13 protein-coding genes are annotated in these 13091 nt (G+C 69.1%); 7 read left to right on the top strand and 6 right to left on the bottom strand.

Annotation, left to right across the window (positions count from 1 at the left end):
- Positions 1–4 precede the first annotated feature (4 nt).
- Together ACFSJG_RS07480 and ACFSJG_RS07475 are read left to right on the top strand one after the other, a co-directional pair.
- The gene (locus ACFSJG_RS07480; RefSeq protein ID WP_378484571.1) at positions 5–877 is read left to right on the top strand and encodes a TIGR03619 family F420-dependent LLM class oxidoreductase; all 873 of its coding nucleotides are present in this window, start codon (positions 5–7) and stop codon (positions 875–877) included.
- Positions 878–978: 101 nt separating this feature from the next.
- The gene (locus ACFSJG_RS07475) at positions 979–1341 is read left to right on the top strand and encodes a hypothetical protein (RefSeq protein ID WP_378484570.1); all 363 of its coding nucleotides are present in this window, start codon (positions 979–981) and stop codon (positions 1339–1341) included.
- A 54-nt stretch (positions 1342–1395) separates the two neighbouring features.
- On the opposite strand, the gene ACFSJG_RS07470 is transcribed toward ACFSJG_RS07475, so the two are convergent.
- Together ACFSJG_RS07470 and ACFSJG_RS07465 are read right to left on the bottom strand one after the other, a co-directional pair.
- The gene (locus tag ACFSJG_RS07470; RefSeq protein WP_378484569.1) at positions 1396–2157 is read right to left on the bottom strand and encodes a decaprenylphospho-beta-D-erythro-pentofuranosid-2-ulose 2-reductase; all 762 of its coding nucleotides are present in this window, start codon (positions 2155–2157) and stop codon (positions 1396–1398) included.
- Positions 2157–3608, bottom strand: coding sequence for an FAD-binding protein (locus ACFSJG_RS07465; RefSeq protein WP_378484568.1), 1452 nt, complete (start codon positions 3606–3608; stop codon positions 2157–2159). Before ACFSJG_RS07465 ends, ACFSJG_RS07470 begins: the two co-directional genes overlap by 1 nt.
- A gap of 170 nt (positions 3609–3778) precedes the next feature.
- On the opposite strand from ACFSJG_RS07465, the gene ACFSJG_RS07460 reads away from it, so the two are divergent.
- Both ACFSJG_RS07460 and ACFSJG_RS07455 read left to right on the top strand, forming a co-directional pair.
- Positions 3779–4213, top strand: a complete 435-nt coding sequence (locus tag ACFSJG_RS07460) for a GtrA family protein (protein ID WP_378485249.1) — start codon at positions 3779–3781, stop codon at positions 4211–4213.
- Positions 4214–4362: 149 nt separating this feature from the next.
- Positions 4363–5802 carry a hypothetical protein gene (locus ACFSJG_RS07455; RefSeq protein ID WP_378484567.1) on the top strand — a complete coding sequence of 480 codons (1440 nt, stop codon included), beginning with the start codon at positions 4363–4365 and terminating at the stop codon, positions 5800–5802.
- A 160-nt stretch (positions 5803–5962) separates the two neighbouring features.
- Here the strand turns inward: ACFSJG_RS07455 and ACFSJG_RS07450 are convergent, their stop codons facing one another.
- Positions 5963–6436, bottom strand: coding sequence for a hypothetical protein (locus ACFSJG_RS07450; protein WP_378484566.1), 474 nt, complete (start codon positions 6434–6436; stop codon positions 5963–5965).
- A gap of 353 nt (positions 6437–6789) precedes the next feature.
- Positions 6790–7923: a S1C family serine protease gene (locus ACFSJG_RS07445; protein WP_378484565.1), complete on the bottom strand. Its 1134-nt coding sequence runs from the start codon at positions 7921–7923 to the stop codon at positions 6790–6792.
- Positions 7924–8140: 217 nt separating this feature from the next.
- Here ACFSJG_RS07445 and ACFSJG_RS07440 point away from each other — a divergent pair, with 217 nt between their 5' ends.
- The 3 genes from ACFSJG_RS07440 to ACFSJG_RS07430 all read left to right on the top strand — a co-directional run bounded on the left by ACFSJG_RS07440 (position 8141) and on the right by ACFSJG_RS07430 (position 11914).
- The gene (locus ACFSJG_RS07440) at positions 8141–9376 is read left to right on the top strand and encodes an MCE family protein (protein ID WP_378485248.1); all 1236 of its coding nucleotides are present in this window, start codon (positions 8141–8143) and stop codon (positions 9374–9376) included.
- Between the two features lie 346 nt (positions 9377–9722).
- The gene (locus ACFSJG_RS07435) at positions 9723–10982 is read left to right on the top strand and encodes a CaiB/BaiF CoA transferase family protein (protein ID WP_378484564.1); all 1260 of its coding nucleotides are present in this window, start codon (positions 9723–9725) and stop codon (positions 10980–10982) included.
- Positions 10979–11914: a hydroxymethylglutaryl-CoA lyase gene (locus ACFSJG_RS07430; protein ID WP_378484563.1), complete on the top strand. Its 936-nt coding sequence runs from the start codon at positions 10979–10981 to the stop codon at positions 11912–11914. Before ACFSJG_RS07435 ends, ACFSJG_RS07430 begins: the two co-directional genes overlap by 4 nt.
- Positions 11915–11978: 64 nt before the next feature.
- Here ACFSJG_RS07430 and ACFSJG_RS07425 read toward each other — a convergent pair whose 3' ends face one another.
- Positions 11979–12377 (bottom strand): DUF7144 family membrane protein, encoded by a 399-nt coding sequence (locus ACFSJG_RS07425; protein ID WP_378484562.1) that lies wholly within the window; start codon positions 12375–12377, stop codon positions 11979–11981.
- A 132-nt stretch (positions 12378–12509) separates the two neighbouring features.
- Positions 12510–13091 (bottom strand): dTDP-4-dehydrorhamnose 3,5-epimerase family protein, encoded by a 582-nt coding sequence (locus ACFSJG_RS07420; RefSeq protein ID WP_378484561.1) that lies wholly within the window; start codon positions 13089–13091, stop codon positions 12510–12512.

Here is a 13091-nt window from a genome sequence, read left to right as displayed (position 1 = left end):
CGCGATGAAGTGGTCCCTGGCGGCGGCGATGATCGGCGCCCGCGACCTGTGCGAGCTCGCGCGGGTCGCGGAGGAGGTCGGGTTCGACTCGATCGCGATGCCGGACTCGGTGTTCTATCCGGAGACGGTGTCGGCCGACTACCCGTATTCGCCCGACGGCAAACGGATGTGGGCGCCCGAGACGCCGATGCCGGACCCGTTCATCGCGATGACGGCGATGGCGGCCGTCACGGAGCGTCTCCGCTTCTACACCAATGTGCTGAAGCTGCCGCTGCGCGATCCGCTGCTGACGGCGAAGCAGATCGCGACGATGGCGGTGATGTCGGACAACCGGATCGCGATCGGGGTCGGGTTGTCGTGGATCCCCGAGGAGTTCGCGTTCACCGGCACCGACATGCGGACGCGTGGCACACGCACCGACGAGGCCATCGAGATCGTCAAGGCCGTCTGCGCGGGTCGGGGACCGGAGTGGGTCGAGTTCCACGGGAAACATCACGACTTCGACCGCCTGATGATCAGCCCCGCCCCGGACCGTCCGGTGCCGATCTACGTCGGCGGGCACAGCGAGGCCGGGCTGCGCCGGGCCGCCCGACTCGCGGACGGCTGGATCTCCGTCAACGTCCCCGCCGACGAACTCGCGTCCGCGATCGGGCGCCTGCGCGAGCTGCGTCTCGAACACGGCCGGGCCGACGAGCCTTTCGAGATCAACGTGTCCCCGACAGGGGTGCGGGACCGCGACGGATTCCAGGCGCTCGCGGACATCGGGGTGACCGAGATCCGGGTCTCGCCGTGGTACCTGTACGGCGCCGACTTCACGAGCCGGACGGCCCGGCTCGACGCCGTCCGCAGGTTCGCGGACGAGTTCATCGGCCATTGACGTGCATCGAGAGGGAAGAGCCCTGACGATCCCCGGTTCGGGGTCGATACCAGGGTTCTTCCCGATGCGGTCGGGTCCCGAAGTTTGGTGAACTCGAATCCATGACAACCGCGGCTGCCGAGTCCGATCCGTCCCCGCTCATCGGCATCGCCACGCTCGCAGCGATGGTCGTGCTGGTGGTCCTGCTCGTGGTGGCCGCCGTCAACCCGCGTCTGCGGCCTCGAATTCTCAGGCCACTCGGGTACACGCTCGGCGGGCTTGTCGGCGCCTACGCCGTCGCACGCGGCGTCGCCGAGATCGTCACCATCGACGTCGGCGACCCGGAGAGCTACCGGGACGACTGGGGAGGCCCGAGTCTCGCGGGCGTTCTGCTCGTGCACTGCGGTCCCGCAGTGATCGCCGTGATTGTCGCCTGGCGCGTCGTTCGCAGGAGGCGGGAGGGGCACTCGCGCACTCCGGCATGACGGTCGCGATCACGCAGACCCGCGAACGGACCTGCGTGATCGCCGGGACCAGTGTCAGATCGGGAGCTTGCGGAAGATCGCGCGGGGGACGTGGCGCAGGCCCATCATCACGAACCTCCACGGGCCGGGCGTCCAGACGATCTCCTTGCCCGCGTCGGACGCCGACACGGCCATGCGGGCGACGACGTCCTTGTTCACCGTCAGCGGCGCCTCCTTGACGTGCGCGCTGAACTGGGTGCGGACCATGCCGGGACGGACCACGGTCACCTTCGGGCCGAACTCGGCGAGCGCCTCGCCGAGACCCAGGTAGAAGCCGTCGAGGCCGGCCTTGGTGGAGCCGTAGACGAAGTTGGCCCGCTTGACGCGCTCACCGGCCACCGACGACATCGCGATGATCCGGCCGAAGCCCTGGGCCTTCATCTTCTCGCCGATCAGGACGCCGACGGACACGGAGGCGGTGTAGTTGACGTTCGCGACGAGAACGGCCTTGCGCTGGTTCTGCCACAGTTCCTCGGCGTCACCGTCGAGCGCGAACGCGACGATCGCGACGTCCACGTCACCCTTGGCCCACGCCTGGTCGATGACCTTGGGGTGCGTTTCGGTGGCGAGGGCGTCGAAGTCGACGAGCTCGACCTCGGTGGCACCGGCCGCCTTCATCTGGGCGACGGCGTCCTCGCGCAGCGGGTCGCCCGGCAGCGCGGCCAGGACGACGCGCATCGGAGCCTTGCGGAGGTACTCCTCGCAGATGGCGAGGCCGATCTCGGAGGTGCCGCCGAGCAGGAGCAGGGTCTGGGGGTTGCCCACAGCGTTGATCATCAGTTCAGTTCCAGTCGTCGAGACATGTCGGAGGCGAAAACGCCTGTGGGGTCGTACTTCCGGCGGGTCGCGAGCCACTCGTCGATCCGCGGGTACATGGCGTGGAAGGTTTCTGCGTTGGTGCGGGAGTCCTTCGCCGTGTACAGCCGGCCACCGAATTCGAGGACGCGCTTGTCGAGTTCGGTGACGAACTCGTTCAGGCCGGCCTTGATCGGGAAGTCGACGCAGATGTTCCAGCCGCGCATCGGGAAGCTCAGCGGGGCCTGGTTGCCCTCGCCGAACAGCTTGAACACGTTGAGGAACGAGTAGTGCCCGGAGCGCTGGATGTCGACGATGATCTTCTTGAACTCGTCGACCGCCTCCGGCGGCACCACGAACTGGTACTGCAGGAAGCCCTTCGAGCCGTAGGCCCGGTTCCACTCACCGAACAGGTCGAGCGGGTGGTAGAACGCCGTCAGCGACTGCACCTGACCGGTCGCGTTCTTCGTCTTCCGGTAGTACAGCTCGCCGACGACGGTGAAGTCGAACTTGTTGGCGAGTCCGTTCGGGAAGATGTCCGGGAACGTGAGCAGCGGCTTGGCGTCGAACCGCAGCGGATCCTTCTGCAGCTTCGCCGGCAGCTGGTCCAGCGTCGCGAGCGAGCCGCGCGAGACGGCGGCGCGGCCCAGCTTCGGCGGCGCGGAGATCGCGTCGAACCACGCGGACGAGTAGTCGTAGTTGTCCTCGGAGCCGTCGCTGTGCAGCGCGATGGTCTCGTCGAGGCTTTCGGTGCGCACGCTGTCCGCGATGAAGTACGCCGTCTCGGTCGGCGTCATCTTGATCGTGGCCTTGAGGACGATGCCGGTCAGGCCCATGCCGCCGACTGTCGCCCAGAACAGCGCAGCCTTCGGATCCTGGCGGCTGCCCTTCGGGGTCAGCGTCCGGACCTTGCCGTCGGCGGTGAGGAGGTCGAGCGAGACCACGTGGTTGCCGAAGCTGCCGGCGCTGTGGTGGTTCTTGCCGTGGATGTCGGACCCGATCGCGCCACCGATGGTGACCTGCCGGGTGCCGGGGAGCACCGGCACCCACAGCCCGAAGGGCAGCGCCGCGCGCATCAACTGGTCCAGGTTCACACCGGCGTCGACCTCGACGAGCCCTGACTCCCGGTCGATCCGATGGATCTTGTTCAGGGCATTCATGTCGATGACCAGGCCGCCCGCGTTCTGGGCCGGGTCGCCGTAGGAACGGCCGAGGCCGCGGGCGATGACGCCACGGCGCAGATGCGATGGCTTGCCCTCGTTCTTCTCCGCCACCTGGGCGACCGCGGCTGCGATCACCTCGACGTCGGGGGTGGAGAGCACCTCCGCGGTGGTCGGCGCGGTGCGCCCCCATCCGGTGAGGGTTCGGGTCTGGGTGGTCAGAGGCCGGGGTGTCGCGGGGACAGCGGGGGCCTCGTCGGCTGTCGTGGACATCGACAGAGAGGTTACCCGTGCGTCACCGCGGACGGTGCCCCTGTCCGGTCGCCGAGTGGGAGGTTGCCGGGGCTGTTCCTCGGCGTTTGCCGCGGAAACGGCACGCTCGGCGACCGCGCGTGGGAGACGTCACCTAACCTCGACGGGTGCCCGAGAACCCCGAACCGCATCTGCCGACGGCCGTCGACCTCCCAGTGAGGGACGAGACCGGTGACCCGCAGGTCGGCCTGGTGACGCAGATCGTCCGGTTCGCCGTCACCGGTGGGCTGTCCGCGATCGTGGACTTCGGCCTCTACGTGATCGGGCTGTGGATCGGGCTGCCGGTGGTTGTCGCGAAGTCGATCAGCTTCGTCGCAGGCACCACCACGGCGTACCTCATCAACCGTCGCTGGACGTTCCAGGCCGAGCCGAGCCGCGCCCGGTTCGTCGCGGTGGTCATCCTGTACGGCATCACCTTCGCGGTCCAGGTCGGGCTGAATCAGATCATGTTCCACGCATTCCCCGACTACTGGTGGAAGGTGCCGCTGGCGTTCTGCATCGCGCAGGGCACCGCGACCGTCATCAACTTCGTCGTCCAGCGCGCGGTGATCTTCAGAATTCGTTGAGATTCGGTGGCTTCTGCCGTTCTCGAGCGGGAATCTGGTGTTTCATCCTGCGGGAGGTGGTCCACGACGTCGCCGGGCCGACCTCGACGATTCGAGCTGTCCCGGTCGATCGAACGCCCGTCGACCTTCGAGAATGGGAGTAACCCCGCATGCGCTCAACCCCGCGCCGTGCCGTCCGGTGGGCCGGCCCCGTGCTCGCCGCCGCCCTCGTCGTGCCTGCGGTCGCAGGCACCGCCTCCGCCCAGGACGGACCCGACGTCGGCCCCGCCGGAACCTCGCTGATGCACGGTGACCTGGCGTCCACGGACTCCACGCCGAACGCGGGGCCGGGGCCGAACGGACGGCTCGTCGCGTCGTCGGTGCCGGGTGGTGTCTGCGCGGCCACGTTCGTCGGCTCCGACGGCATGCCGGTGTCGCTGTGCACCCAGTACGTCGGTGTGTCGCCGCTCGCCTTCGCCGTGCCCACGGTCAAGCTGTTCGATCCGGTCACCGCCGCCCCGATCGCGTCGATCCAGCTGACCAAGGGCGGACTCCTCGGTGGCGTCTACGGCTACCTCGACGGCAGCGACCGGGTGGTCGTTGCGGACGGCGCCGGCGTCGTCAACAAGGTGGCGCACCGACGCGCCGCGGGTGGAGCCTGGGAGATGGTCGTCGACGAGCGGGTCGACCTGAGCGCCCACATCCCCGACGGCGACGCGATCACCAGCCTGGCCCCCGACTACGAGGGCGGAATGTGGTTCGTCACGACCAACGGTCTCGTGGGGCTCGCCGCCGCGGACGGTCAGGTCACGACCCATCAGCTGCCGGCAGGCGAGAAGCTGACCAACGGGCTGTCCGTTCGCCCCGGGGGTGTCTCGGTGCTGACCACCAAGGCCCTCTACGAGATGCGTGCCGGTGACGGTGGCGCCCTGAGCGTGGTCTGGCGGGCGCCGTACACGGCGGGGACGGTGCGCAAGCCGGGCAACCTCGGACCCGGCTCGGGCACCACGCCCACCTACTTCGGCCCCGGTGGCGACGACTGGGTCGCGATCGTCGACGATGCGATCACGCCGGAGCTGATCGTCTACCGCTCCGACGACGGGTCCGTGGTGTGCCAGATGCCGGCGTTCGAGACGTCCGGTCAGGGCACGGAGAACTCGCCGATGGCGTGGGGGAACTCCCTGGTCATCCCCAGCACCTACGGTTTCGCCTACCCGGAGCTGTCGGTGCCGGGCCCGAGCGAGCCCGCGCAGGCCGACTTCATCGGCGGCATGACGCGCATCGACGTCGGCGAGGACGGCTGCAATCGGGTCTGGGAGAGCAACGACCGGATGGCCACCCTGCCGAAGCTGTCGAAGGGCGACGGCATGATCCACGCGCTCGCCTACGGGGAGTCGGGATCCGGCAGCTCCGGCAGCGCCGATTCGGGTCTCCAGCAGGTCGGCCCCGTCTATTACACGGCGGTCGACTTCGAGACAGGTGAGCGGCGCGCCCACACCAAGGTCGGCGACGGCCCGATCGACGAGCCCACCCAGCTGACCGGGACGATCGCGCCGGACGGATCGCTGTGGCAGGCCACCTTCGGGCGGATGCTGAAGATCGGGCGCTGACCGCCTCGATCCGAACACATGCGACGGCCCGCGTGGCTCCCTCGACGGAGCCGCGCGGGCCGTCGGCCGTCCACGGGCCGCTGTCGTTCGGCGCACGGTCGGGAGCTCGAATCGATCTGTGGTGCAGACTGATTCGTTGATCGGGTGATCGTTGCCGCTGCTATGCCCGTCCGTCGGCGTCGTGGGTCACCTCCGCCCATCGGCGCATGGATCGGGGTGATCTCGTCGGGCACTCGCCGCGACGTGTCATGTTCACGCGGAGGCAGATCATCGCGGCGAGATCGTTCGCCGCACCGTCGGGAAGTCCGCCGAGTGCATCCACCGGCCCGGCCGCGACCAGTGCAGTGCCCCGGAGTCCGGTGGCGCGCCCGGCACCCCACGTCTCGGCGATGACGCAGGCGAGAGTGTTCACGGGTTCCGGCCGGGTCTCGTCGTCCCCGCCGACGACAAGGCACGCGACGCGGGGTCCGGTGCCGAGCGGAATCACCTGGGCGCCGGTGGCCCGAAGTGCGCTGCGGGCCGCGCCGAATCGACGTTCTGCCGAGTGGATCCCGGACGCGCCGACGGGAATCGACACGATGCCGACGGTGCGGGCGAGGCCGATCCGGAGCACGATCATCGCGTCCTGGGTCATGGGTCCCTTTCGCGCTCCGAGTGGTCGATCGACCACCGACTCGCCGGTTACGCTCCAGCAAATATTTGGTCGGTGTCAGGACAATGCCACGCGGACGTGGTGGGCGACAGTCTCGACGACTCGGATCACTCGGCAGGACGGCCCGATCGTGCGCGGGTTCGAGGGGTGCCGGATCGGCCTGTGACCGATTGACCTGCGTCTTTCGGTCATGCGGGCGTCGGTGTGCCCTCGGACCGGATACCCGGGGTGTGGCGCACCTCATGTCCGGGGAGGTCAGGGGCGGTCCGGATGGCCGCCGCGCGCTCCATCGAGCAGAGATGGGCGGCACAGGTCCTCTTACGGCCCGTTCGGCGCTACGGCGTCCCCTCGGCCAGGACCACGACGGCCGTCCTGCGCTGCCCGTCCGCGTCGATCCAGCCGATCTCGACGCGGTCGCCGGGGCGACGGTTGGTCATCTCGACGGTGAGGTCGGACTGGGAGCGGATCGGGCGGCCGTCCCAGCTCACGATGACGTCACCGCGGACCACCTCGGCCTGCTCCGCGGGGGAGGAGATCCCGACCGCGACCACCTTGGCGCCGTCCTGGGTGCGCCCGGCGTCGGTGACGGCCACTCCGAGAAGGGCCGTCGGTCCGACGTGGACGGTTCCCGTGCCGACACCGCTGCGAACCTGATCGGCGATGGCGATCGCATCGTCGATGGGCAGCGCATACGACTCGATCGGGACGGAGACGTCGGCGGACGCGTCGGTCGGGTCCGGTCGCATGCCGGTGTTGCCTGCGGTGCTGATGCCGACCACGTTCCCGAAGGCGTCGACGAGCGGGCCGCCGGAGTCGCCGGGACGGATGTCGGCATCCACCTCGATCATGCCGGTGAGCCGGTTGCGGCTGCCGTCGTTGGAGTTCCGGGCGACGACGGATTCGTCCGTGCCGGTGACGAATCCGGGTGCCGACACGGCGACGCCGCGGCCCTCGGCGTTGCCGATCGCGGTGACGGCGTCGTTCAACCGCAGCTCGGCGGACCGGCCAAGGGGAGCCACGGGCAACCCGTCGGCGCCGTGCAGGCGCAGAACCGCGACGTCGCGGAACCGGTCGTAACCCAGGACGTCGGCGTCGTACAGTGCGCCGTCCACCATCGCGATCGCGTCGACGTCGGCGGCGCCGTCGACGACGTGATGGTTGGTGAGGACGAGGCCGTCGGAGCTGAGGACGATGCCGGTGCCGGCGGTGGTCAGGGCGCCCGAGGTAGCGGTGAGCGTGACGATGGTCGGGACGATCCGGGCGGACAGCTCGGCCGCGTCGAGGGGTGTCGGCGGCGCGGGTGGCGGCGGCGGGGGAGCGGCGATGGTCGCGGGGACCTGCGACGGCGTCGGCTGGAGCGGCAACTCGTGGCCGGCGAGGAGGACCGCGGCGAGGGCGACCAGGACGAGGAGAGCGTGCAGCACCCGTTGACCGTTCGGTGTGCTCCGGACCGGTGTCGCGCTGTTCATACCCCGCATCCCGCTTCATGCCGAGTTGTCCCTCGAAGGTAACGCGTCGCGGCGGCATGCGTCGGATGATCAGCAAAGCGAATGAGATGTACGTAACTCTGTGTTGCATATAACTCTGCGTACTGGGTAGTTTCCGCTGCGAAAGGTGCGGTGGCGTCACGTCGACCGTGGTGACCCGGTCGATCGACGGAGGTGAGACGTGCCCGCTCTTGGACGCATGGCGCGACTGCAGTTGGGTGCGCTCGTTCTCGTCGGGCTGGTCGGACTGCTCTTCGTCGGCGGACGCTACGTCCGCATCGACAACCTCCTCGGCTTCGGTCAGTACCGCGTGGTCGCCGACCTCGCCGACTCCGGCGGCATCTTCTCCAACGCCGAGGTGACCTACCGTGGCGTGCCGGTCGGCACCGTCGGGAACCTGCACCTGACCTCGGACGGCGTCCGCGTCGACCTCATGCTCGATGCCGGCGGGCCGGACATTCCGGCTTCCGCCCGCGCGGTCGTCGCGAACCGGTCCGCGATCGGCGAGCAGTACGTGGATCTGCAGCCGGACACGGACTCCGGACCGTACCTGGCCGACGGCACGGTGATCGCGCGCGAGCACACCGAGATCCCCGTACCGGTCGAACAGGTTCTCGCGTCCGCGAACGACCTGGTGCGGACGGTCCCGGTCGACTCGCTCACCACCACCGTGCGCGAACTGGGCCGGGCGTTCGACGGCCGCGGCGACGACCTGCAAACCCTCGTGGACTCGACCGTCGACCTGTCCGCCGCCGGGCTCGAGGCGCTGCCGCAGGCGACCGCGCTCATCCGCGACAGCCGGACGGTGCTGCAGACGCAGGCCGAGCAGGGGTCGGCGATCCGCCGGTTCAGCGAGGACGTGAACCGGCTGAGTGCACAGTTGAAGGGAAGCGACGCCGACATCCGCCGGCTGATCGAGACGGGGGCGCAGGCGAGCCGGGAGACCGGGTCGCTGCTCGACACCGCGGGACCGCACCTGAGCGCGGGGCTCGGAAACCTGTCGCAGGTCACGTCCGCGATCGCGCCGAAGGCGATGGCGCTGAACTACCTGCTGACGTTCCTGCCCGCGCTCGCCGCGGGAGCAGGCTCGGCCGCGCCGGGTGACGGCACCCTGCACCTCGGCCTGCTGCTGGAAACCGACAACCCGCCGCCGTGCACCCAGGGCTACGAGGGCACCCGCGCGATCGTCGACCGGATGAAGCGGGAGAACCCCGACTTCGACGAGTTCCGTGACGAGTTCCCGACCAACTTCGCGGCGAACTGCACGTCCCCGTTCGGCAGCGTCACCGGTGTCCGGTCCGCCAACCGCATCGCCTACGCCGATCCGGCCACGCCGCAGTCGTGGGACGACGACCCGAAGGTGGCGCCGGATGCGCTGAACCTGAACCCGGTCGCGACGCAGATGGCGCTGCTGCTCGGCGTCACACCGAAGTAGAAGTGAAGCCGCCGATGCGATGCACCGGCGGCTTCGGGGTGACGACGCCCGCCATAACGCCTCTCGGCAAGTGGTCGCTCGAAGCGACGAATTCAATGTGGTACCCGGGGTATGAGCCGGACGCCGTCAGGGTGTTCAACGGCGACAGGCGCCGGGTTGTTCCCGGCGATTCGTGCCGAACGTCGGTTGTCTGCATCACATCCGGTTCGGGTCCTACAGTGTGGGTCGCCCCGATCCGCATACTTGACATGCATGTCAGTTTTCGGTTTGATCGGCACTACCGAGCAATGCATCCGAATGTATTCGGGTGCGACGGCAATCTCCTCGTATCCGAAGGCGAGCACACATGACGACGAATCCCCAGATCGAGTCGGACCGGGGCGCCGCTCCGCGTGGAGCGCTGGACGGTGTCCGGGTCCTCGAGCTCGGCACCCTGATCGCGGGGCCGTACTGCGGTCGGCTCCTCGGGGACATGGGCGCGGATGTCGTGAAGGTCGAGGCTCCCGACCGTCCCGATCCGCTGCGGGACTGGGGACAGGGCGGGCAGAAGCTGTTCTGGCGGGTACATGCCCGCAACAAGCGCTGCATCAGCCTGGACCTGCGCACCGACGCGGGCAAGGAGATCTTCCTCGACCTGGCCCGGACCGCCGACGTCGTCGTGGAGAGCTTCCGGCCCGGCACGTTGGAGAGGTGGGGTATCGGCTACGACGTGCTGAGCGAGCTGAATCCGCGGCTGATCCTGGCGCGGGTGTCCGGGTACGGCCAGACCGGCCCCTACTCCGAGCGTCCCGGTTATGCATCGGTCGCGGAGGGTATCAGTGGGCTGCGGCACCTCAACGGGTTTCCGGGGCAGGCGCCGCCGCGCATCGCGCTCTCGCTCGGTGACAGCCTCGGCGGGATGTTCGCGTTCCAGGGTGTTCTCGCTGCTCTCTATGCCCGCGAGCGCACCGGCCGCGGGCAGGTCGTCGATGCCGCACTGAGTGAGGCATCGCTCGCGATCCAGGAGTCGACGATTCCCGACTATCACAAGGTCGGGCATGTGCGGCAGCCGTCGGGGACCCGGTTGGAGCGGATCGCGCCGTCGAACATCTACAAGTCCAGCGACGGTCTGTGGGTGATCATCGCCGCCAACCAGGACACCCTGTGGATGCGTCTGGCCGCTGCGATGGGACGCCCGGAGCTCGGTACCGACCCGCGTTATGCCGATCACACGGCCCGCGGTGACCGGCAGGACGAACTCGACGAGATGATCGGCGAGTGGGCCGCCCGGTACAGCGCCGAGGATCTGGTGGCGATTCTCGACAAGTTCGATGTCGTGACCGGGCCGGTGAACACGGTCGCCGAGGTGATGGTGGACCCGCAGTTCAACGCGCGGGAGATGTTCGTCGACCACATCGATCCGTCGCTGGCGCCGGGTGACGATGGCTACGACCCGGAGCCGGTGAAGGGTGTCGGGGTGATCCCGAAGCTCAGTGACACCGCGGGCGGCATCCGTTTCGGCGGCGCCAGCCGGCCGGGCACGCACACGGACGAGGTGCTCGCGGAGGTGCTCGGTTACGACGCCGACACCCTGGCTCGACTGCGCGATGCGGGGACGATCGCATGAGCGCCCCCGTGAACCGTGATGTCGCCAGCCGTGCCGTCGACATCCGGGAGGTCGGTCCGCGGGACGGGTTGCAGATCGAGGAGCCGATCGGCACCGACGCGAAGCTGGAGTTCATCGACGCGCTCGTTGCGACGGGGGTGAAGCGTATCGAGGTGACCTCGTTCGTGTCGCCGCGTGCGGTGCCGTCCCTCGCCGACGCGGAAGCCGTTGCGGCGGAGCTGAAGCGGTGGCCGGACGTCGAGTTCTCCGCGCTCGTCGCCGGGATGGGTGGGGTCAAGCGTGCGCTCGCTGCCGGTGTCACCCGGCTGGAGTACGTCGTCTCCGCGGCGGAGGGCCACAGCCAGGCGAATGTCGGTCGCGGCGTGGAGGACTCGATCGCCCTGATCGCACCGATCGCGGAACTCGTCCACGAGGCGGGTGGGCACCTCGAGGTGATCGTCGCGATCGCCTTCGACTGCCCCTTCGACGGACCGACCCCGCCGGAGCGGGTCGCGGAGATCGCCCGTCGTGCGGTCGAATCCGGCGCGGACGCGTTGGCCGTCGCCGACACCATCGGCACCGCCACCCCGGTCCGCGTCACCGATGTCCTGCAGCGGGTTCTCGCCGTCGCGCCCGGCGTCGACGTCGGGCTGCACCTGCACAACACCCGCGGCCAGGGCCTCGCCAACGCGTGGGCGGCGTACACGCTCGGCATCCGCCAGTTCGACTCGTCCGTCGGCGGGCTCGGCGGCTGCCCGTTCGCGCCCGGTGCCAGCGGCAACATTGCCACCGAGGAACTGGTCTACATGTTCGAGGACGGCGGTATCGACACGGGGATCGACATCGATCGCGCCCTGGGCGCCGCCCGCCTGATCTCGGGGCTCCTCGGGAAGACGCTGCCGAGCGGCCTGCTCGCCGCAGGCGGCCCGCCCGTCCCGAGCCCGAAGCCCTGATTCGACGCTCTTCCGACGCGCTGCGGCCCGCCCGACTTCGGGCGGGCCGCAGGCGGTTACCGGATCATGCCGCGGCGGGCTTCCAGGTCGACACCGCCCAGATCACCACGACGTCGAGAGCGATGATCAGGAGCGACCACCACGGGTAGTACGGAATCCACAGGAAGTTCGCGATCATCGAGATCGCCGCGACCACGATCGCGGCCATCCGCGCCCAGGCGGCGCCGGTGATCAGCACGAAACCGACCGCCGTGACGATCACGCCGATCACGATGTGAATCCATCCCCACGTGGTCAGGTCGAACTGGTAGACGTACTCGATTCCGACGACGAACACCTCGTCCTCGGCGACCGCCGCGATTCCCTGGAGAAACTGCACGATGCCGACCGTGACCATGATGATCGCGGCGCCCATTGCGGTTCCCTGTGCCCAGGACTGCTTGGTTGATGATGGTGCTGACATGACCGTCCCTCCGACAAGGCGAATCGATCCTGCGTGCGGGCAGATGCCCGACCTGCTCATTGTCCGCCACCGGACGTGAGATCGCCTGTTGTCGGCGGTATGTCGTGTCGCGGGTCCGAGCCCGGCCCGGGTTCAGTACCTCGGCAGGACCCCGGCCTCGACCAACTGCGCCAGCGACGGTGCCGCCGTGTCCTTCTCGGACAGCTGGTACGTCAGCGGGGTCCCGTCCCGGCCGACGGTCGGCCAGTCGATGGCGAGGTCCGGGTCGAGGGGGTGCAGATCCCGGTCCAGGGTGGGGGTGTACTCGATCGAGCACAGGTACATGACCGTCGAGGAGTCCTCCAGCGACAGGATCGCGTGCCCCAGACCTTCCGCCAGGTAGACGGCGCGCCGGTCGACGTCGTCGATGAGCACGGAGTCCCACTGTCCGAAGGTCGGTGACCCGACCCGCAGGTCCACGATGACGTCCAGGAACGCGCCGCGCACGCAGGTGACGTACTTCGCCTGCCCTGGCGGGTTGTCGGTGAAGTGGACGCCGCGCAGCACCCCCGCCGCCGACACCGAACAGTTGGCCTGCTTCAACTCCAGCGGCGCCCCGACCGCCGCGCGGAACGCGGAATCCTTGAACCACTCCAGGAACACGCCGCGGTCGTCGCCGAACGTGCGGGGCGTGATCTCCCAGGCGCCGGCGATCCTCAGCTCGCGGAACTCCAC

Origin of the sequence: Rhodococcus gannanensis (genome assembly GCF_042681175.1) — a bacterium.
Classification (GTDB): Bacteria; Actinomycetota; Actinomycetes; order Mycobacteriales; family Mycobacteriaceae; genus Rhodococcus_G; species Rhodococcus_G gannanensis.
This window is presented reverse-complemented; position numbering and strand designations above follow the sequence as displayed.

Coding starts and splice junctions, on each gene's coding strand:
- ACFSJG_RS07480 (WP_378484571.1), top strand. CDS start 5: ATGAAGTGGTCCCTGGCGGCGGCGATGATCGGCGCCCGCGACCTGTGC.
- ACFSJG_RS07475 (WP_378484570.1), top strand. CDS start 979: ATGACAACCGCGGCTGCCGAGTCCGATCCGTCCCCGCTCATCGGCATC.
- ACFSJG_RS07455 (WP_378484567.1), top strand. CDS start 4,363: ATGCGCTCAACCCCGCGCCGTGCCGTCCGGTGGGCCGGCCCCGTGCTC.
- ACFSJG_RS07440 (WP_378485248.1), top strand. CDS start 8,141: ATGGCGCGACTGCAGTTGGGTGCGCTCGTTCTCGTCGGGCTGGTCGGA.
- ACFSJG_RS07435 (WP_378484564.1), top strand. CDS start 9,723: ATGACGACGAATCCCCAGATCGAGTCGGACCGGGGCGCCGCTCCGCGT.
- ACFSJG_RS07465 (WP_378484568.1), bottom strand. CDS start 3,608: ATGTCCACGACAGCCGACGAGGCCCCCGCTGTCCCCGCGACACCCCGG.
- ACFSJG_RS07425 (WP_378484562.1), bottom strand. CDS start 12,377: ATGTCAGCACCATCATCAACCAAGCAGTCCTGGGCACAGGGAACCGCA.
- ACFSJG_RS07470 (WP_378484569.1), bottom strand. CDS start 2,157: ATGATCAACGCTGTGGGCAACCCCCAGACCCTGCTCCTGCTCGGCGGC.
- ACFSJG_RS07450 (WP_378484566.1), bottom strand. CDS start 6,436: ATGACCCAGGACGCGATGATCGTGCTCCGGATCGGCCTCGCCCGCACC.
- ACFSJG_RS07445 (WP_378484565.1), bottom strand. CDS start 7,923: ATGAACAGCGCGACACCGGTCCGGAGCACACCGAACGGTCAACGGGTG.
- ACFSJG_RS07430 (WP_378484563.1), top strand. CDS start 10,979: ATGAGCGCCCCCGTGAACCGTGATGTCGCCAGCCGTGCCGTCGACATC.